At 36.6% G+C, this 18,828-nt stretch carries 15 protein-coding genes, 7 tRNA genes and 1 other RNA gene; 6 read left to right on the top strand and 17 right to left on the bottom strand.

From position 1 onward, the window contains the following. Positions 1–19 precede the first annotated feature (19 nt). The 16 genes from tuf to rpsU form a co-directional block, all read right to left on the bottom strand. Positions 20–1,231 (bottom strand): elongation factor Tu, encoded by a 1,212-nt coding sequence (gene tuf / locus AC57AW_RS23075; protein ID WP_318846406.1) that lies wholly within the window; start codon positions 1,229–1,231, stop codon positions 20–22. 253 nt (positions 1,232–1,484) lie between these two features. Beyond that, positions 1,485–4,583, bottom strand: a complete 3,099-nt coding sequence (locus tag AC57AW_RS23080; RefSeq protein WP_496353743.1) for an efflux RND transporter permease subunit — start codon at positions 4,581–4,583, stop codon at positions 1,485–1,487. 69 nt (positions 4,584–4,652) lie between these two features. Beyond that, positions 4,653–5,738 (bottom strand): efflux RND transporter periplasmic adaptor subunit, encoded by a 1,086-nt coding sequence (locus AC57AW_RS23085; protein ID WP_318846404.1) that lies wholly within the window; start codon positions 5,736–5,738, stop codon positions 4,653–4,655. 4 nt (positions 5,739–5,742) lie between these two features. Continuing rightward, entirely contained in the window at positions 5,743–6,984 is a 1,242-nt protein-coding gene (locus AC57AW_RS23090) for a TolC family protein (RefSeq protein WP_496353744.1), read from the bottom strand. A 217-nt stretch (positions 6,985–7,201) separates the two neighbouring features. Continuing rightward, positions 7,202–8,566 (bottom strand): sensor histidine kinase, encoded by a 1,365-nt coding sequence (locus AC57AW_RS23095; RefSeq protein WP_496353745.1) that lies wholly within the window; start codon positions 8,564–8,566, stop codon positions 7,202–7,204. After that, a complete protein-coding gene (locus tag AC57AW_RS23100; protein ID WP_318846401.1) occupies positions 8,567–9,247 on the bottom strand; it encodes a response regulator transcription factor in 681 nt (226 codons plus the stop codon). A gap of 259 nt (positions 9,248–9,506) precedes the next feature. Then, a tRNA-Thr gene (locus AC57AW_RS23105) sits at positions 9,507–9,578 on the bottom strand. A 41-nt stretch (positions 9,579–9,619) separates the two neighbouring features. Next, positions 9,620–9,692: transfer RNA gene (locus AC57AW_RS23110), tRNA-Gly, on the bottom strand. 86 nt (positions 9,693–9,778) lie between these two features. Next, a tRNA-Tyr gene (locus AC57AW_RS23115) sits at positions 9,779–9,859 on the bottom strand. Between the two features lie 20 nt (positions 9,860–9,879). After that, positions 9,880–9,953: transfer RNA gene (locus AC57AW_RS23120), tRNA-Thr, on the bottom strand. Between the two features lie 89 nt (positions 9,954–10,042). After that, positions 10,043–10,115: transfer RNA gene (locus tag AC57AW_RS23125), tRNA-Gly, on the bottom strand. An 87-nt stretch (positions 10,116–10,202) separates the two neighbouring features. Further along, a tRNA-Tyr gene (locus AC57AW_RS23130) sits at positions 10,203–10,283 on the bottom strand. Between the two features lie 18 nt (positions 10,284–10,301). Beyond that, positions 10,302–10,375 (bottom strand) — tRNA-Thr (locus AC57AW_RS23135). Positions 10,376–10,484: 109 nt separating this feature from the next. Continuing rightward, a complete protein-coding gene (locus AC57AW_RS23140) occupies positions 10,485–10,775 on the bottom strand; it encodes an HPF/RaiA family ribosome-associated protein (protein WP_318846400.1) in 291 nt (96 codons plus the stop codon). Further along, positions 10,772–11,659, bottom strand: coding sequence for a phage lytic cycle repressor MrpR family protein (locus AC57AW_RS23145; protein WP_496353901.1), 888 nt, complete (start codon positions 11,657–11,659; stop codon positions 10,772–10,774). Before AC57AW_RS23145 ends, AC57AW_RS23140 begins: the two co-directional genes overlap by 4 nt. A 78-nt stretch (positions 11,660–11,737) precedes the next feature. Continuing rightward, the gene (gene rpsU / locus AC57AW_RS23150) at positions 11,738–11,935 is read right to left on the bottom strand and encodes a 30S ribosomal protein S21 (RefSeq protein ID WP_047379266.1); all 198 of its coding nucleotides are present in this window, start codon (positions 11,933–11,935) and stop codon (positions 11,738–11,740) included. A gap of 269 nt (positions 11,936–12,204) precedes the next feature. Between rpsU and ssrA the strand changes: the two genes are divergently transcribed. The 6 genes from ssrA (at position 12,205) to pyk (ending at position 17,254) form a co-directional block, all read left to right on the top strand. Next, positions 12,205–12,604, top strand: a transfer-messenger RNA (tmRNA) gene (gene ssrA / locus AC57AW_RS23155). Positions 12,605–13,072: 468 nt separating this feature from the next. Further along, the gene (locus tag AC57AW_RS23160; RefSeq protein WP_002976354.1) at positions 13,073–13,312 is read left to right on the top strand and encodes an acyl carrier protein; all 240 of its coding nucleotides are present in this window, start codon (positions 13,073–13,075) and stop codon (positions 13,310–13,312) included. Between the two features lie 34 nt (positions 13,313–13,346). Then, positions 13,347–14,591: a beta-ketoacyl-ACP synthase II gene (fabF, locus tag AC57AW_RS23165; protein ID WP_318846399.1), complete on the top strand. Its 1,245-nt coding sequence runs from the start codon at positions 13,347–13,349 to the stop codon at positions 14,589–14,591. 9 nt (positions 14,592–14,600) lie between these two features. After that, complete coding sequence (gene rnc, locus AC57AW_RS23170; RefSeq protein WP_318846398.1) at positions 14,601–15,365, top strand: ribonuclease III; 765 nt, start codon at positions 14,601–14,603, stop codon at positions 15,363–15,365. Further along, entirely contained in the window at positions 15,343–15,816 is a 474-nt protein-coding gene (locus AC57AW_RS23175; protein ID WP_318846397.1) for an IPExxxVDY family protein, read from the top strand. Before rnc ends, AC57AW_RS23175 begins: the two co-directional genes overlap by 23 nt. Next, entirely contained in the window at positions 15,809–17,254 is a 1,446-nt protein-coding gene (gene pyk, locus AC57AW_RS23180; RefSeq protein WP_318846396.1) for a pyruvate kinase, read from the top strand. Before AC57AW_RS23175 ends, pyk begins: the two co-directional genes overlap by 8 nt. A 226-nt stretch (positions 17,255–17,480) precedes the next feature. Here pyk and AC57AW_RS23185 read toward each other — a convergent pair whose 3' ends face one another. Next, positions 17,481–18,773: an aldehyde dehydrogenase family protein gene (locus AC57AW_RS23185; RefSeq protein ID WP_496353746.1), complete on the bottom strand. Its 1,293-nt coding sequence runs from the start codon at positions 18,771–18,773 to the stop codon at positions 17,481–17,483. Positions 18,774–18,828 lie beyond the last annotated feature (55 nt).

The raw sequence follows: 18,828 nt of genomic DNA on the forward strand, positions 1-18,828 counted from the left end.
TTTATTTATTTTAAGATGATTAGTCTATGATTTCAGTAACCTGACCTGAACCAACTGTTCTACCTCCTTCTCTGATCGCAAATCTAAGACCTACGTTAAGAGCGATTGGTTGTAACAATTCTACAGTGATCTCTAAGTTATCACCAGGCATTACCATTTCTACACCTTCTGGTAAGAAGATCTCACCTGTAACGTCAGTAGTTCTTACGTAGAACTGAGGACGGTACTTGTTGTGGAATGGAGTGTGACGTCCACCTTCTTCTTTAGAAAGGATATAAACAGAAGCCTTGAATTTTTTGTGTGGCTTAACTGAATCTTTCTTAGCGATAACCATACCTCTCTTGATGTCAGTTTTTTCAATACCTCTCAACAATAGACCTACGTTATCTCCAGCTTCACCTCTATCTAGGATCTTTCTGAACATCTCAACTCCTGTAATAGTAGAAGTTAATTTTTCGTCACCCATACCTACGATATCAACTGGATCTCCAGTGTTGATAACACCAGCCTCGATTCTACCAGTTGCAACAGTACCTCTACCTGTAATAGAGAATACGTCTTCGATTGGCATCAAGAATGGCTTTTCAGTATCTCTTGGTGGTTGCTCGATCCAAGTATCAACAGCATCCATCAATTCTTCAACGCTCTTGAACCACTTATCTTCTGTGTTAGCAGGAGATGCAGTAGCTGCAGTAAGAGCTCCTAATGCAGAACCTTGAATTACTGGAGAGTTATCTCCGTCAAAGTCATAAGTAGATAGTAAGTCTCTAAGCTCCATTTCAACAAGCTCTAATAACTCTGGATCATCTACCATGTCAACTTTGTTCATGAAAACAACGATTCTTGGTACGTTTACCTGACGGCAAAGTAGGATATGTTCTCTAGTCTGAGGCATAGGACCATCAGTTGCAGCACATACTACGATAGCTCCATCCATTTGAGCAGCACCAGTTACCATGTTCTTAACATAGTCGGCGTGACCTGGACAGTCAACGTGAGCATAGTGTCTTTTTTCAGTTTCGTATTCGATGTGAGCAGTATTGATAGTAATACCTCTTTCTTTTTCTTCTGGAGCAGAGTCAATTGCAGAGAAGTCTTTTTTCTCAGCAAGACCTTTGCTAGCTAATACAGCAGAAATAGCAGCTGTAAGAGTAGTTTTACCATGGTCAACGTGACCAATAGTACCAATGTTCAAGTGTGGTTTGTTACGATTAAACGTTTCCTTTGCCATGATTTAAAATTATTTATTTATTGTTTTTCAAATTTTCGGTGTGCAAATATAATGAATTTTTAAATACCAAAAACTTTTTATTAAAAAAACTTTCAATATTCTCATCCAGTGAAGGACAAACCTTATATTTAACGTATTGAGACTGCAAATTTACATATTTTTCCTGATTGAAAAAAACTTTCTGAAACCTTTTATGAAAAAGCCTGAAATACAGAATATTCCAGGCTCAATTAATATATAAATGAAAGAAAAATCACATGTGGCTGAGCTTTTTTGTCCTGTTGAACATCCAGAAAATAATTGGAAAAATAAGGAGCGTAAGTACAGTAGCTGTAATAAGCCCTCCAATGATGACAATAGCCAGAGGTTTTTGAGATTCTGACCCTATTCCTGTAGACAATGCTGCCGGCATCAATCCGATAGAGGCCATAAGCGCAGTCATAATTACGGGTCTGGTTCTTGATTTCACCCCATTTAATATTGCAGAGTCTATATCAAGACCATCTTTCACGTTCTGATGAAATTCTGTGATAAGAATTACCCCGTTCTGAATACAAATTCCGAGGAGGGCAATCATTCCTACTCCGGCTGAAATTCCAAAATTGATTCCGGTAACATGTAATGCAATGATTCCTCCTATTAAAGCAAAAGGTACATTGGCTAATACCAGAAGGGAATCCTTCATATTTCCAAACAGAATAAACAACAGGAAGAAAATCATCAGAATACTTACGGGTACTACCTGTGTCAATCTGTGAGAGGCCCGCTGCTGGTTTTCAAACTGACCGGTCCATCCTACGGAATATCCGTCCGGAAGTTCAATGGTTTCAACTTTTTTCTGGGCATCGGCAATGGTACTTCCCAAATCTCTGTCACGAATTGAGAATTTAACCCCAATATATCGTTTGATATTGTCCCGGTAAATAAATGCAGCTCCGTTATCTTTAACAATGGTACTTATTTCCTTTAATGGAATTTTTGCTCCATCCTGGGTAGGAACCATCAAAGCTGCAATATCGTTCTCATTGGTCCTGTATTGCTGAGAATAGCGCAGACGGATCGGGAATTTTCTTTCGCCATCAAACATTTCTGAAGCGGTTTTCCCACCAAAAGCCATTTCCAACACAGCCTGTGCATCTGCCGGCATTACGCCATAAGCAGCCATTTTATCTCTATCCAGTACAACGCTTACTTCCGGCTGACCAATATTTTTAATAATTCCGGGATCTTTTACGCCTTTTACATCTTTAATTTTTAAGAGAATTTCATTGGCTAATTTATCCAGGGTTTCCAGGTTGTCACCATAGATTTTGATTCCGTTTTCTGCTTTAAATCCTGCTACTGCTTCTGCTACGTTATCTGAAATCGGCTGGGAATAATTGAAAGTAATTCCCTGATAACTTCTGAGCTTTATATCAATTTCATTAATCAATTCATCATACGTGATCTTACGCTTCCATTCTTCTCTTGGCTTAAGGTTAACAGCAAACTGTACGAATCCAAATCCATTAGGGTCTGTTCCGTCATTACTCCTCCCCGTTTGTGCCAGAACATCTGTAACTTCAGAAAAGCTCATAATATCTTTCTTCAAAAGGTCTGCTGTTTTCAGAGATTCTTTTAATGAGGAGCTCATCGGCATTTCGGCTGTGATCCACAAGGAACCTTCATTCAACTGAGGCAGGAATTCTGTTCCTAAAAATTTACCGGAAAATAAAGTAACAATCAGGAAGGAGATGGCAACGATCATACTCGTTTTTTTATGCTTAAATGTTAAATTAAAGCCTTTCAATACGATCTTATCCCAGAAATTAACAAACGGATTATTTTTTTCTCTTACATTTTTATTTAAAAGGAGATGGGAAAGAACAGGAACCAGGGTTAATGTGAATATTAATGCTCCAATTAATGCAAATCCGAGTGTAAAAGCCAAAGGAGAGAACATCTTTCCTTCTACTTTCTGAAATGAGAAAATAGGAATCAGGGAAGTAATGATGATTAATTTTGAAAAGAAGATGGCTTTTCCCAATCCGGTTCCGGTCTGTTTGATCCAGCCTCCTTTTGCCAACTTATTAAACTTTTCCGTTCCGTATCTTTTTGCCTTATGATCGAGCATTACAAATAGACCTTCTACCATGACGACGGCTCCGTCTATGATGATCCCGAAGTCTACCGCTCCTAATGAAAGCAGATTGGCACTCATTCCGGCCAGCTTTAAGCATAAAAATGCAAAGAGTAAGGATAAAGGTATGATGATGGAAACAATCAGCGTTGTTCTCCAGTCGGCCATAAAGATTAAAACAATGACCGTTACCAGTACAATTCCTTCGATAAGGTTGTGCATTACGGTATGGGTGGTAAAATCCATCAGATTGTCACGATCGTAGAAAGTGACCATTTTAACATCTTTTGGAAGAATCTTTTCATTAAGCTCTTTAATTTTAGCTTTCACTCCTACCAAAACTTCTCTTGGATTTTCTCCTTTTCTCATTACAACAATTCCTTCTACTGTATCGTCATGATGATTCAAAGCAGCCTGCCCTACTCTGGGCATGGAACTTTCGTGAACTTCTGCTACATTTTTTACGAGAACAGGGTTTCCGCTGTCATTCTGAATGGTAATATTTCCGATATCAGCCACTGATTTCACCAAACCAATCCCTCTTACGACATAGGCCTGTCCATTTTTTTCAATGACATCTCCTCCTACATTCAGGTTGCTCTTGGTAACGGCATCATATACCTGAAGTGGTGTCAGATTGTATTTATCCAGCGCTCTTGGGTCTATACTTAGTTCAAATACTTTATCCTGGCCTCCGAAGACATTGATATCAGCGACTCCGGGAACACCTCTTAAAGCGCGGTCTATAACCCAATTTTGTAAAGTAAGCAGCGCCCGGGAATCTTTTGTTTTACTTTCCAGTGTATATCTGAAAATCTCACCGGTTGGCCCGTAGGGTGGCTGTACTTCGGGATCTACCTCATCAGGAAGGCTAATGGTTCTTAATTGGTTATTGACCTGATTTCTGGCAAAAGTATCGTCCACCCCATCGTCAAAAAGAATTTTAACAATGGAAAGACCAAACATGGTGGTACTTCTCACACTTGTTTTCTTCTGAACCGGGCTCATCGCCAATTCAATGGGTGTAGTGACAAAGCGTTCTACTTCTTCTGCACTACGTCCATTCCATTGGGTAATGATTACAATCTGGGTATTGGTAACATCCGGAAAAGCTTCAATAGGCATATTTTTGAAACTTATAAACCCGGAGATGGCTAAAATTGCTACCCAGATAAAGGTAAATGCTTTATTTTTTAATGAAAAAGCGATTATATTTTTTATGAATTTATTCATGATAGATAAATTGATGACCTAAAAAAGCCGTTAAAGAAAAATATTAATATTCTTAATGGTTTAATAAGACTAGCTGTTCAGCGAACGGTATATCAGCAGCTGGTTATTGGTAATCACTTCCTCTCCTTCTTTCAGTCCTTCCGCAATATAAGTGACATCTCCTACCTGCTTTAATACTTTAACTTCTCTGACTTTCACATCTGTTCTGGATTTAAAAATCACAACAAAACTTTTGTTATCATCAAAAATCACGGCTTTGGATGGAACAGTCAACGTAGTATTGCTTTCCAGGCTGGAAACTTTTATCGTTGCCTTACTGTCGGGGATCAGCAATCCATTGGCATTATCCAGTACCACTCTTGCCTGCATGGCGTTGGTCTGCGGATCAATAATCTTGAATATTTTATCAATTTTCCCGTCAAAAACTTTATCAGGATAAGAAAGAGTAGATACCTGGGCCTTCATGCCCAGACTGATTTTATCAATGTCCGATTCGTTGACATTCATAATTGCCCACACGTTGGTTGTATTGGCAACATCAAAAATATTATCGCTTCTGTCGCTTCTCAACTGCATATCTTTATTGATACTTTTCTGAACAATATAGCCATTGATGGGTGCTACTACACTGTATATATTTCCGGTTTTCACATTGTAAACCGTGCTTACTGCTGCCGCTCTCTGCAATTGGTCTTCGGCTTTTTGTAACTGGCTTTTGGCTTCCAGGACATCTCTTTCTGTATTCAGTTTTCCTTCGTACAGCTCCTTTGCAACACGAAGATTATTTTTCGCCACTACCATATCTGTTTTGGCATCACTTACATCTTTTTGAATTTCCGCAAGCTCGGTACTCCTGATTGTTGCCAGCACCTGTCCTTTTTTCACGTAGTCACCCAGCTCTACATTTACACTCATCACATTTCCTCCTACCAACGGGTAAACATCTATGTAGCTATTTTTGTCTGCAGAGATCTTTCCGTAAAAGCTGTATTCATCTTCTATATTCTTTTTTTCAACTTTTGCCAGGGAAATAGAATTCAGCATTGTGTTGCTTAGCTCAAATCCTTTTTTGGCGTGATTGGTTTTCTCTTCCTCTTTTTTTGAACAGGCCAATAATGAAAGGGCCATCAATACGGGGATAATATATGTTTTCATGATTTTAATAGAAGATTTTAGTTTGTACAAGTTGATTAAGCTGTTCTGCGGACTGCATGATCTCATTTTTCATATCATAGATCTGAAGGGCTGTTTCCCTGTAGCTATCCATAAAGTCTGTAAATTCAATCAGGTTTACATTTCCTTTCCTGAAGTTATTCAGCATTCCATTGTATACGAGATCCATATTTTGCAGGTCTGTAGTTTTGATGTCCAGAAGCTGCTCATACTGGGCTTTCCAGATTTTATAAGCAGACTGAACTTTTGTCTCCAGCGTCAGTTTCTGAAAGTCTGCATTTTTCTGATTCTGCTGAATAGCATAGTTTGCTTTTACCACATTCCCCTGATTCGCTTTCCATAAAGGCAAAGGAATCCCTAAAGTTAAGTTTGCTTCATTATTAAAGGTTCCGCCTGCCTGATCCCATGCAGCACCTACCGTCACATCCGGTACATTCAAGGATTTCTGCCATTGTGCATATAACTTGCTGTTGTCAATGAGTTTCAGATTGTATTGATAATCCGCATTATTTTCCAGCGCTTTACTTTTCAGTTCGTCTTCATTTCCGAAAGGCTGTGCCGCCAACGATTCTTTAGCTTCAGCTTCAGACATCATTGGTTCTATCTCATCCGAAACTCCCGTTAAAACTTTCAGGTTCTGTTCAAAATCCAGAATATTTTTATTGATCTCCAGTTTATCATGATTCAGCTGTATTACAATACTCTGTAACCTGACAGCATCTTTAAGCGAAACATTTCCTTTTGCGGATTGTACACGATAGGCGTTTAAAAGATCGTTCATATAGCCTAGCTGCCTATTGGTGTTCTCCAGTTTTAGTTTTTCGTAATAAAGGTTGAAATAGGCAGAACGAAGCTGAGATCTTAAATCAGCCAGCAGTTGGGAAAACTGAAGTTGGGCAAGTTCTTTATTGGATTTGGCAAAAGCAATTTCGTTTTTCTTTTTCCCACCCATATAGATCAATTGAGTAATTCCTGCTCCTTTTGAGTGACCGACATCAAAAATCTTTTTATCCTGAGGATTATAAGCATTGAATTGTCCGCTTAGTTGCGGTAATTCCCAGATTTTAGCCTGAAGAATATCTGCATCAGCCATATTGATGTTGTATTGTTCGGCGAGCAGCTGGAGGTTGTTCTTCTGAAAAGCTTGTTCGCAATCCAAAAGAGACATCTGCTGTTGTGCTGCCATGAATGAGGAAACGGCGAGACACAGCACTGCAATTCTGTTCATTGTTTTTCTTTTTAAATTACAAAATTGCTTTGATGCTATTAAAAGAAACTTAAATGACGCTTAAAAAAATATTAAAATCTCCTTCTACAGGACGTTTCGGAGAAAACAAAAACAGCAGAATAGATATTTTATTCTCCAATTGTTGAATTTTTGGTTAAAAATTTAATCTGGAGTTTAACAAAAAAGCAACTGCTTTTTGAGCCGTTGCTTTTGAATATTATTTTTTAAAAATTAAAGTGAATTTATTACTATACTCCTCAGGAGAAGAATAGAGGATATCAGCATCATGATATTCCAGAATTCTTTTGACGATCCTGAGGCCTAACCCTGATCCTGCAATATTCTGGGCATTATTTCCTCTTGTGAAAGCTTCAAACAGTTTGGTTTGCTCATCTTCGGAAATAGTATTTCCGTGAGAAAGAACTTCTACAGAGAGATTATCATTCGTCTCAGTAATCAAGACATTCACTTCTGTGTTATCAGAATATACCGCTGCATTTTTAAAGAGATTAATAAAGACAATGACCAATAGGGATTGAATTCCCTTTATGGTTAGAAAAGCATTTTCAGAACTATCCTCATTAATCAGGAAATCCAGCTTAAGCTCCGGGTAACTTTTCTCTACAGCTTCAAAAGCCTCAAAGATAACTTCGTCAATTCTTACTTCTTCATAAATGCTCTGAATATTTTCTTTATCAAATTTTGTAAGCAGCAAAAGTGAATTCGTCAAATCCGACAATTGATATACATCCCGCTGAATCTGCTGTAAAGAAGACAGCGTTTCCGGAGAATGTTCTTCGAATTTTATAAGGTTCTCCAGCTGAAATGCCATTCTTGTAATAGGTGTCCTTATCTCATGGGAAGCACTTGCTGTAAAATCCTTCTGTGACTGAAATACATCATCCAATCTTCCAATCATTGTATTAAATGACCTTGCCAAGACACTGACTTCATCATTAGACTGTTCAACAGGAATCTGTTTTGTAAGTTTATGGGCCGTTACTTCAGAAATCTCTTTGTTAAGATCTTCCAGCGGACGAAGGAACTTTTCTACAAAATAATAACTGAAAAAGCCAATAAGAAGAGTACTCATAGCATAAGCCGTGATCAAAAGGTATTTCAGATACCCCAGCTTCGATTTTCCGTTGGTATCAAAGGCACTGGTAAGGATATAATAGTCTTCCCCATTAATAGTCCTGAGTGCGGCATAGATCTCCGGAACTGTTCTTTCCGTATAGATAATCTTCTTTTTATCCAGTTCCTTAAGCATCGCACTGTCCCAGGTAACATTCCGGTCCTTGATGGTGCTGTAGATCAATTCTTTTTTTTCGTTGAAAATCAAAATCTTTTCATTCAAAAGAATATTATCTGAATTTTCATTGAAGAAAACCGGAGCCTCTTCTTCAAAGTCTTTGGATTTTGAAATGAAATGAGAGGTAAATTCAAGTCTCTGCCTGAAGCGCTCTTTAAATTCGTCCCTTCTGAAATCGTTAAAAGATAAATATATGACCGCCATCACCATTCCAAAAAGCAGTGAAAAGGCGATACTGATCGTTAAGGCTATCTTTCTTTTTAAAGACATTTATAGTGGACTAAGGTAATATCCGAAACCTGAACGGGTATGGATCAATTTTATTTTAAAATCTTTATCAATCTTTTTCCTCAGGAAATTGATATAAACTTCTACCGTATTGGTATTCGTATTAAAATTGTGTTCCCATACATGTTCTGTAATCTGTTGTTTAGAAACTGTTCTTCCCTGCGCTTCCGCAAGATAAACTAACAACTGAAATTCTTTTAATGTAAGTGTTATTTCATTTCCTCCACGATAGATCTTCTGCTCGGTTTTGTTGATAATAAGATCATCAATTCTGAGAATATCCTGATCCGAACTATCAGAAGGTGCTTTTCGTCTCAGCAGCGAATTCATTCTTAAAAGAAGTTCTTCAAACTGAAAAGGCTTTACCAGATAATCATCAGCCAGTCTGGTGAAGGCATCTTTTTTATCAGAAATGTCCCCATAGGCAGAAATGATAATAATAGGTGTATTCTTATCAAAAGAACGGATGGTCTGGCAGACATCAAGTCCATTTATTTTAGGAACATTAATGTCGAGCAAATACAGTTCGTAAGTATTATTTTTTATCTGGCGGAGGAAGGTTTCCCCGTCATAGATTTTATCACAGTTAAAATTATTTGATTCTAAAAATCGGCAAAGTTCTGCAGACAGAATGAGATCATCTTCTAATAAAAGAATATTCATCAAAAATTTATTTTACACGAATTTAACGAAAATTTTATGATTGTGATTCTAAAAGATGAAGTAAAAATTTTCAAAGCATTTCTGTACTTTATTCTTATAGGTGGAGAATACCCTGGAGCAAAAGTTGAATAGAATCAATTTTATGATTTTATTTAAGCAAGTGTTTAACTAGAAAACTTATTCAATGACAAAATCACTTCATTCTTATTTTCAAAAATAGGGTAAAAAAAAATTCCCGAAGAAATTCGGGAAAATCGAGAGCCAACTACGGGACTTGAACCCGTGACCTCTTCCTTACCAAGGAAGCACTCTACCGCTGAGCTAAGTCGGCATCAACTAAAAAAATCACACTAAGTAGCGTGATTTTTTTTGAGCGGAAGACGGGGGTCGAACCCGCGACATTCAGCTTGGAAGGCTGACGCTCTACCAACTGAGCTACTTCCGCAATTTTGTTTCCAAAACTATTGGTAAACGCTGTGCAAAACTAATAAAACTTATTTAATTTTGCAAGTTTTTTATTAATATAAAATGTGGGGAGAGCAGGATTCGAACCTACGAAGCCGAAGCAACTGAGTTACAGTCAGTCCCATTTAGCCACTCTGGAATCTCCCCAGATATTTTATATTAAAATGAGCCTCCAGAGGGATTCGAACCCACGACCCCGAGATTACAAATCACGTGCTCTGGCCAACTGAGCTATGGAGGCATTTTAATAAAAGACTGAAAGTGATTGAGAGAATCTACTCTACACATTTCAGTGTTAAAAAAAATCACTCTTATCGAGATCTTTTTTTGAGCGGAAGACGGGGGTCGAACCCGCGACATTCAGCTTGGAAGGCTGACGCTCTACCAACTGAGCTACTTCCGCAATTTTGTTTCCAAAACCATTGGTAAACGCTGTGCAAAACTAAGAAAACTTATTTAATCTTGCAAGTTTTTTTTATAAAAAATATAGTGGGGAGAGCAGGATTCGAACCTACGAAGCCGAAGCAACTGAGTTACAGTCAGTCCCATTTAGCCACTCTGGAATCTCCCCAGATATTTTATATTAATGAGCCTCCAGAGGGATTCGAACCCACGACCCCGAGATTACAAATCACGTGCTCTGGCCAACTGAGCTATGGAGGCAAATATAAAAAAGAATTCAAAAGATCGCTGTTCCTTTTTTGCGAGTGCAAATATAGAACGGATTTTTTGAATTCTCAAATTTTTTATAAACTTTTTTTAACTTTTTTTTCTAAGCCATTTCTTTTTTCTTGATTAATAGCTTTTTAGCAGTATCAACACAAAGGTCCAAACTTTCTTCAAAACTTGAAGATGTCTTTTTTACTACAATATCATCTCCCGGAACCGCCAGAATAAGCTCAGTTGTTTTGTTAACTTTATCCGCGTTATTTTCTACTTTCAAAAACACCTTACACTCCTGAATTTTGTCATAGAAGGTGTCTAACTTACTTACTTTTTTGTCAATGTGTGACTCTAGTGGTTCGTGTGGAGTTAAACCAATTGATTGTACTGAAATCTTCATAATTCTTCTTTTTTTGAAGCTCGAGGGTGAGCCTGATTAAACACTTTTTTCAATTGTTCAATATTAGCATTCGTATAAACTTGAGTACTAGCAAGACTGGAATGCCCTAATATTTTTTTTACTTTGGAGATCTCCGCCCCATTATCCAATACGTGAGTAGCAAAGCTATGACGAAGGATGTGAGGACTTTTTTTTTCTTTCGTTGTTATAAGACTAAGGTACTTATTAACTACCACATAAACAAATTTTTCGTTGAGTTTTTTCCCTTTCTTATTTACAAAAAAATATGATTTAAATTCTGTCTGTGGATTTCTTATTTCCAGATAACTTTTAAGAAGTTCAGACAATTCATTGGAAACAGGAATTACCCTTTCTTTATTTCCTTTTCCTATTACTTTTAATTCATTCTCATATAAGTCAACATTCTCAAATATCAGGCCACAAAGTTCAGCTTTACGCATACCTGTCTGATAAAGTACTTCCATGATACATTTTTCAAGCACATCATGCAGCTGTTCGAAAATCCTTTCATTAAGATCAGTCATTTCTTCCTGAGACATAGGAATCTGCTTTTCAGCATAAAACTTCAGGGAAGAAACCCCTTCGGTAGGAGAAACCTTAATTTCGCCTATTTTTAGAAGAAAAAGATAGAAACTGCGGAGAGAAGACAGTTTTCTGTTGATACTTCTTTTAGAAATATTATTTTCGCTTAGTTCAACAATGAAATTTCTGATGATTTTTTTGTCTGCTTTGGCCAGATTATCGGAAGACTCTGTTCGTAGAAAGAAATGGGAGAAGTCTTCAAGATCTTTTTTATAGCTTGTAACAGTATGAGGAGAGTACCTTTTTTCGAATTGTAAGTATTCTAAAAATTTTTCAAGCATCATGGGTATAAAAATAAAAATTCACTCCTCAAATATAAGAATTTAAGAAGTGAATTAATATATGGTTAAGAAAAAATCTTAAGCCTGCTCTTCTTTGCTAAGTGCTCTTTGTTTGTAAGCAGCTTTCAACCTTGATTGTCTCAAAGTTACAGAAGGCTTGATAAACGCTTGTCTAGATCTTAATTGACGAACTGTTCCTGTTTTATCAAATTTTCTCTTGTATTTTTTTAAAGCTCTGTCGATGGATTCACCATCTTTTACTGGAATTATTAACATATTTTACATCTCATTTTGGATTGCAAAACTAGACAATTTTTCTTACATCACAAAATATATTTTAACAAACGAGTACTTCTCACTTGTAGTTATCCTCAAAAACCTAGTATTTAAGGTTAATTAGACGTTATATTTTTTTATCCACAATAACTAAATATTCAAATCCTAAAAAGTTAAGATCAATCTATTCTACAACTTCATTTCATTAAAATCAATCGTATTAATGAAATGTGAACAAAAAGCATTATCTTTGCAATCACTTTATTCATGGGGTTGACTGGTTTCGACAGCAAGACCAATGGGTAAGTAAGCATGCAGAGAACCGTAGCGCGATCTCTTTAATCCCTTGCTACACAACTTTAACTGGCAACGAAGAGTTCGCTCTTGCAGCTTAATATCGAATTATAGTAGATCTAAGCGCTTTCCTGAAGATAGTAAGGAAGCAAGATATCTCACAAATGCTCTGTTCTGCGGCGTTTGATCCTGAGATATAGGAATGCGGGAATAAGATTTTAGACGCTTCGGCTAAAATTCGAAAACTTTAGAAGATAAGCTGGAAGTTGGGTGTCTGCCCTCTGCCTTCAGTCGAAAACCAATGGTAGAATAAGCATGTAGAAATCTTATGTATTGCTTGTTTGGACGAGGGTTCGAATCCCTCCAACTCCACAAAAAACCGTTTAGTTCATCTAAGCGGTTTTTTTATTTATCATTCTCTCATCTCTTTTTTTCAAATTTTAGATTTACTCATCATCGTTCCAATAAAATATAAATTTATATAATATAGTATGGAGTACCTTAAAGAAAAAAGTTCTGAGTTTTTCAAGAACTTAAATTTAAAAATCAATTTTCTCTTACTCCAAATAAAAAAAAGACAAGTTGATTTTCTAAGATCTAATTTCACAAAATGGAAGTGCATAAAAGAAGATCCAAGAGTCATTTCTATTAAGTATTTTCAAACTTTCAGGATTGCTTTCATATTTACGCTTAAACATCAAATATAACCTCCTGAAAACTAAAAGACTAAAGCGAGACAATTTAAAATGAAAGCTTCTGGTCCACAAAAAAGGCTAAAAAAATGTTTTATCGTAAAGAATTTTATATATTTGCACCATCTAACAATTAAAAAAATAATTTACTATGTCAGACATTGCATCAAGAGTAAAAGCTATCATCGCTGATAAGCTTGACGTTGAAGAAACAGAAGTAACTCCTGAAGCTAGCTTCACTAACGATTTAGGAGCTGACTCATTGGATACAGTTGAGTTAATCATGGAATTTGAAAAAGAATTTAATATTCAGATCCCTGATGACCAAGCTGAAAAAATTACTACTGTAGGGCACGCTATCGCTTACATCGAAGAAGTAGTAAATAAATAATATTCTTCAACAAAAAAGAAATTAAACAAAGTTTATGGAATTAAAAAGAGTAGTTGTAACCGGATTTGGAGCAATAACGCCAATAGGAAATAATGCAAAAGAATACTGGGAAAATCTTGTAAAAGGTGAGAGCGGTGCCGCTCCGATTACTCTTTTTGATGCCACAAACTTTAAAACAAAGTTCGCTTGCGAAATTAAAGGTTTTGATCCATTACAGCATTTCGAAAAGAAAGAGTCTAAAAAAATGGACCGAAATACCCAACTGGGACTTGTTGCTGCAAGAGAAGCAGTAGCACATTCCAGAATTATTGAAGACAATGTAGATAAAAACAGAGTTGGTGTAATTTGGGGTTCCGGAATCGGAGGTTTAGAGACTTTTGAAACTGAAGTGTTAGGATGGGCCAATACGGAAATTCCGAGATTCAACCCGTTCTTTATCCCTAAAATGATTGCGGATATCACTCCAGGACATATCTCTATAGAATACGGTTTCCACGGACCTAACTATACTACTGTATCTGCATGTGCATCTTCTGCAAACGCGATAATTGATTCCAAAATGCTGATCCAATTAGGAAAAGCAGACGTGATTGTATGCGGAGGCTCTGAAGCAGCCGTTACAGCAAGTGGTGTCGGTGGATTTAATGCAATGATGGCACTTTCTACAAGAAACGATGATCCTAAAACAGCTTCAAGACCTTTTGACAAAGACAGAGATGGATTTGTATTAGGCGAAGGTGCTGGAACAATCATTCTTGAAGAATATGAGCACGCAGTAAAACGTGGTGCTACAATTTATGCAGAATTATTAGGAGGAGGTCTAAGTGCTGATGCACATCACATGACTGCTCCGCACCCTGAAGGCCTTGGTGCTTATCTGGTAATGAAGAGTTGCCTGGAAGATGCAGGTTTAACTGCTGATGAAGTAGATCATATCAATATGCATGGTACATCTACTCCATTAGGAGACATCGCAGAATCCAATGCAATCTCAAGATTATTAGGCGAGCACGCTTATGACATTCAGATTAATTCTACAAAATCAATGACGGGCCACCTTCTTGGTGCTGCTGGTGTTATTGAAGCTATCGCTGCGTTGGGAACTATTATTCATGGTATTGTTCCTCCTACCATCAACCATTTTACTGATGATGAAAATATTGACAGCAGACTAAACTTTACGTTTAATACAGCTGTGAAGAAAGATGTAAAAGTAGCCATGAGCAATACTTTTGGATTTGGCGGGCATAACGCTTGCGTTCTATTTAAGAAAATCTAAATTCAATGAATGGAGTTACAGAAATACTTTTCTAAATTCCTTCTCAAAAAAAGAAAAAAGCAATTAACGGAGAGAGAGTATTTTCTCAGTACTGAGCTTACAAAAGTTTTAGGTACAGAGATACAAAATATAGCTCTTTACCGCGAAGCTTTTTCTTTGAAAAATTCTTCTAAAAATCAAGACAGCAACTACGAGAGACTTGAATTTTTGGGAGATTCTGTTTTGGGTACAATTATTTCTTGTCACCTGTTTCAGACCTATCCTCAGGCTAATGAGGGATATCTGACACAGATGAAATCTAAGATTGTTAATAGGAAAAACCTCAATAAATTAGGCGAAGACCTAAAGCTTACCAACCTTTTGCAAAAGCAAAACAGTTCTTCGGCTTTGGGCGAGAATATCTCCGGAAATTTATTCGAAGCCTTAATCGGTGCCGTTTACTTAGACTTCCATTATGATACCTGTAAGAGGATTATTTTGGAAAGACTGCTTACGCCTTCTGAAATCAACAAGCTTGAAAACAAAATTGTAAGCTATAAAGGCCTCCTACTCGAATGGAGTCAAAAGAAGAAGGTTAATATAAAGTACGAAACCTGCGAAGAAATACAAGTTAATAAATCTGTCATATTCCGATGTCACGTGTGGCTGGGTGAAGAAAAAATTGCTAATGCAACAGAAACTTCCAAGAAAAAAGCAGAGGAAAAGGCAGCACAAAGGGCATTTTATATTTTAAATAAAAAAGAGAATATACTTGGAAATTCAAAAACTTTATGATCTTGATGATATAGAATTTGAAGATATTGCCATAGGATTGGTAAGATTAGCAAAAGATGTACCTGCTCATGAGTTTTTCTACAAAATAAATCAGACCAACAACCTCAATTTTTCAAGAAAGAAAGATCTTGTCTTTCATGGAGGGTATTATGATTATTTTTTTCCAAGATTTGAGGCCTACCACAAGTTTTCTAAGACCTGTTTTACCTTTATTTCAAATAAATCTTCTGAAAGTAAGCAAAAAAAAGTTCAGACAGAACTCTTTACAGAAGAAGAAAACATTAAATTTTTATTAAATAATCAGGTAGATGTAGAATATATTCTGCATAGTTCGGAACAGTTTCCTGATTTTTCCGTAATTTTGCTCCCTGAAAATCTTGTGTTTCCAATTCAAGATTATACACTGAGTTCTGATGAAGAACTTTATCAAATTATCCAGTATTATGAATAAGTATTTAAAGAAGACAAAAATTATCGCAACACTAGGGCCTGCTTCATCATCGAAGGAGGTAATGTTAGATTTAATGAGAGCGGGTGTTGATATTTTCAGAATAAATTTTTCCCATGCAGATTACGACTTAGTTCGAAACAATATTGAAATAATTAGAGAGCTAAACAGCGAGTATGGTTATTCAGTGGGAATCTTGGGAGATCTTCAGGGTCCTAAGCTGAGAGTAGGAGTTGTAAAAGAGGGATCTTATTTGAATCCTGGTGATATTCTTACCTTCACCAACGAAAAGATGGAGGGAGATTCCACTAAGGTATACATGACTTATCAACAGTTTCCACAGGATGTAAAAGTAGGGGAAAGAATCCTTATTGATGATGGAAAACTGATGTTGGAGGTTATCGAAACCAATGAAATAGATACTGTAAAAGCAAAAACCATTCAGGGAGGTCCGTTAAGTTCTAAAAAAGGAGTTAATCTACCTAATACGAATGTTTCTCTTCCTGCATTGACAGAAAAGGATATTCAGGATGCTAATTTCATGCTTGATATGGAAGTTGACTGGATTGCCTTGTCATTTGTTCGTCATGCTCAGGATATTATCGACCTGAAAGAGCTTATCAAAGCACATCCGAATGGTAAATTCAAAACGCCAATCATCGCGAAGATTGAAAAACCTGAAGGAGTAAAAAATATTGAAGAAATCCTTCTTGAATGTGACGGATTAATGGTGGCTCGTGGAGATCTTGGAGTAGAAGTTCCAATGGAAGAAGTTCCTGCTATCCAGAAAAACCTGGTAGAAAAAGCAAGATTCTATTCTAAGCCAGTGATCATTGCTACCCAAATGATGGAAACGATGATCAACAGCTTAACCCCAACAAGAGCGGAAGTAAATGACGTTGCTAACTCTGTATTGGATGGCGCTGATGCTGTAATGCTTTCTGGAGAAACTTCTGTAGGTAGATATCCGGTACAAGTAGTGGAAAACATGGCTAAGATTGTAAAGAATATCGAAACCACTCATTTTTACCAACACAAAAATGAGCCAATCGAAAAAGATTATAACTGTATTGATGAGAGGTTCATTACCAACAGAGTTTGTCTTGCAGCGGTAAGAATTGCTAAAACTACAAACGTTTCTGCTATTGTAACCCTTACTCATTCAGGATATACGGCTTTCCAGCTGGCAGCACACAGACCAAACTCTCATATCATTGTATATAGCGGTAACAGAAGAGTTATTGCTATGCTGAACCTTCTTTGGGGTGTTCACGCGTATTATTATGACATGAAAAAATCTACTGATGAAACAATTATTCAGGTAAATATGCTGACACACAACTACGGCTATATTGAAACCGGAGACTTTGTAATCAATATCAACGCGACTCCGTCATATGAAGGTGGAAAAACGAATACACTGAGATTGACGACAGTATAAGCAATAAGCAATAAGCAATAAGCAATAAGCAATAAGCAAAATTACTTCTTGTAAAAGCATATAAAAAATTCCCAGAAATTAATTTCTGGGAATTTTTATTTTTATCCTGCAAAGAGTCTATTATTAACTCATTATATTTTAGTAACAGGTAGTTTGTCATTCTGAATATAACGAAGTGAAGAATCTATGAGATTGCTTTATTCCTCGGAATGACACTAAACACATTTTAGTTACCCACAATTGTTTTTGCTGTTACAAATTCTTTTAAGGCTAATAAAGACAATTCTGTTCCATATCCTGAAGCCTTAGATCCTCCGAACGGAAAACGCGGATCAGAGCTTGTCATTCTATTGATATTGACTGTTCCGGATTCAAGGTTTTCTATGAAATATAATTGACGCTCTTTATTTTGAGTCCATACGGAATTGGAAAGCCCAAAAGGAATATCATTAGCCATTTGTAAGGCTTCTTCATCATTTTTTGCGATCATAATCATACCGAGAGGTCCGAAAAGTTCTTCTTTTAAAATTGGATTTCCTTCCTGAACTCTTATTAGGCCTGGCGTAAATTCATTTTCTGAAATTCTTTCCAGAGGAATAATAATTTCTGCACCATTTTCCAATGCTCTGTTGAATTGAGCTTCCAGCTCATCAGCAAGGTCAGGTCTTGCCATTCCCGCTAATTTAGTTTCTTTATCTAAAGGATCTCCGATTTCATATTTTTTATATTCTTCAATGAATATAGGAAGAAATTCATTTTCGATTTTTTCATCGATAATAAATCTTTTTGCTGCAGTACATGTTTGCCCACAGTTTTGAAGTCTGGACTTTACCCCAGCTTTTGCTGCTGCTTCAAGATCCGCATCATCAAAAATGATAAATGCATCACTTCCACCTAATTCAAGTAAAGATTTTTTGATATTTAAACCAGCTATTGAAGCTACTTCTCCTCCAGCTTTTCCGCTCCCTGTAAGACTTACACCTCTTACAGCATCATGTTCAAGGATTTCCTTTACTGCTTTATGTCCTACTTCAAGGTTCTGGAAAATCCCTTCCGGGAAACCCGCTTCCAAAAGAACTTCTTCAATGGCATTTCCGCTTCCGAAACAAATTGAAGCATGCTTCAAAACTATTGTATTTCCAGCTAAAATTGCAGGCGTAGCAAATCTCAATACCTGCCAAAAAGGAAAGTTCCAGGGCATTACCCCTAAAATGACTCCTTTCGGAGTGTAATGAACTTCGGAATAAGTAAATTCAGATTCTACTTTTTCCGGTTTTAAAATATTATCAGCAGCGGCATAATAATTCATCATTAAAGCACACTTTTCCACCTCAGCTATTGATTCTGAAATGGGTTTATTCATTTCTGTTGTAATTATTCTACCAAATTTCTCCGAATTATTCTTTAAAATCTCTGCTGCTTTTGCAATTAACTTCTGCCTTTCCTCAAACGGCACTTTTCTCCACACTGAAAACGCTTTATCTGCTTTAATAAGCTTGCTTTCAATTAATTGTTCCATAATATAAATTCTGTTTTAAATTCAGCTAATGAATTTATGAGCGCTTTTATTTTAA

It is taken from the genome of Chryseobacterium sp. BGA-UO-ETr-SB22 (assembly GCF_059567885.1).

What these genes read in the sequence shown, in the direction of transcription:
- tuf (WP_318846406.1), bottom strand. Translation starts at nt 1,231, where the DNA reads ATGGCAAAGGAAACGTTTAATCGTAACAAACCACACTTGAACATTGGT.
- AC57AW_RS23080 (WP_496353743.1), bottom strand. Translation starts at nt 4,583, where the DNA reads ATGAATAAATTCATAAAAAATATAATCGCTTTTTCATTAAAAAATAAA.
- AC57AW_RS23085 (WP_318846404.1), bottom strand. Translation starts at nt 5,738, where the DNA reads ATGAAAACATATATTATCCCCGTATTGATGGCCCTTTCATTATTGGCC.
- AC57AW_RS23090 (WP_496353744.1), bottom strand. Translation starts at nt 6,984, where the DNA reads ATGAACAGAATTGCAGTGCTGTGTCTCGCCGTTTCCTCATTCATGGCA.
- AC57AW_RS23095 (WP_496353745.1), bottom strand. Translation starts at nt 8,566, where the DNA reads ATGTCTTTAAAAAGAAAGATAGCCTTAACGATCAGTATCGCCTTTTCA.
- AC57AW_RS23100 (WP_318846401.1), bottom strand. Translation starts at nt 9,247, where the DNA reads ATGAATATTCTTTTATTAGAAGATGATCTCATTCTGTCTGCAGAACTT.
- AC57AW_RS23140 (WP_318846400.1), bottom strand. Translation starts at nt 10,775, where the DNA reads ATGAAGATTTCAGTACAATCAATTGGTTTAACTCCACACGAACCACTA.
- AC57AW_RS23145 (WP_496353901.1), bottom strand. Translation starts at nt 11,659, where the DNA reads ATGCTTGAAAAATTTTTAGAATACTTACAATTCGAAAAAAGGTACTCT.
- rpsU (WP_047379266.1), bottom strand. Translation starts at nt 11,935, where the DNA reads ATGTTAATAATTCCAGTAAAAGATGGTGAATCCATCGACAGAGCTTTA.
- AC57AW_RS23160 (WP_002976354.1), top strand. Translation starts at nt 13,073, where the DNA reads ATGTCAGACATTGCATCAAGAGTAAAAGCTATCATCGCTGATAAGCTT.
- fabF (WP_318846399.1), top strand. Translation starts at nt 13,347, where the DNA reads ATGGAATTAAAAAGAGTAGTTGTAACCGGATTTGGAGCAATAACGCCA.
- rnc (WP_318846398.1), top strand. Translation starts at nt 14,601, where the DNA reads ATGGAGTTACAGAAATACTTTTCTAAATTCCTTCTCAAAAAAAGAAAA.
- pyk (WP_318846396.1), top strand. Translation starts at nt 15,809, where the DNA reads ATGAATAAGTATTTAAAGAAGACAAAAATTATCGCAACACTAGGGCCT.
- AC57AW_RS23185 (WP_496353746.1), bottom strand. Translation starts at nt 18,773, where the DNA reads ATGGAACAATTAATTGAAAGCAAGCTTATTAAAGCAGATAAAGCGTTT.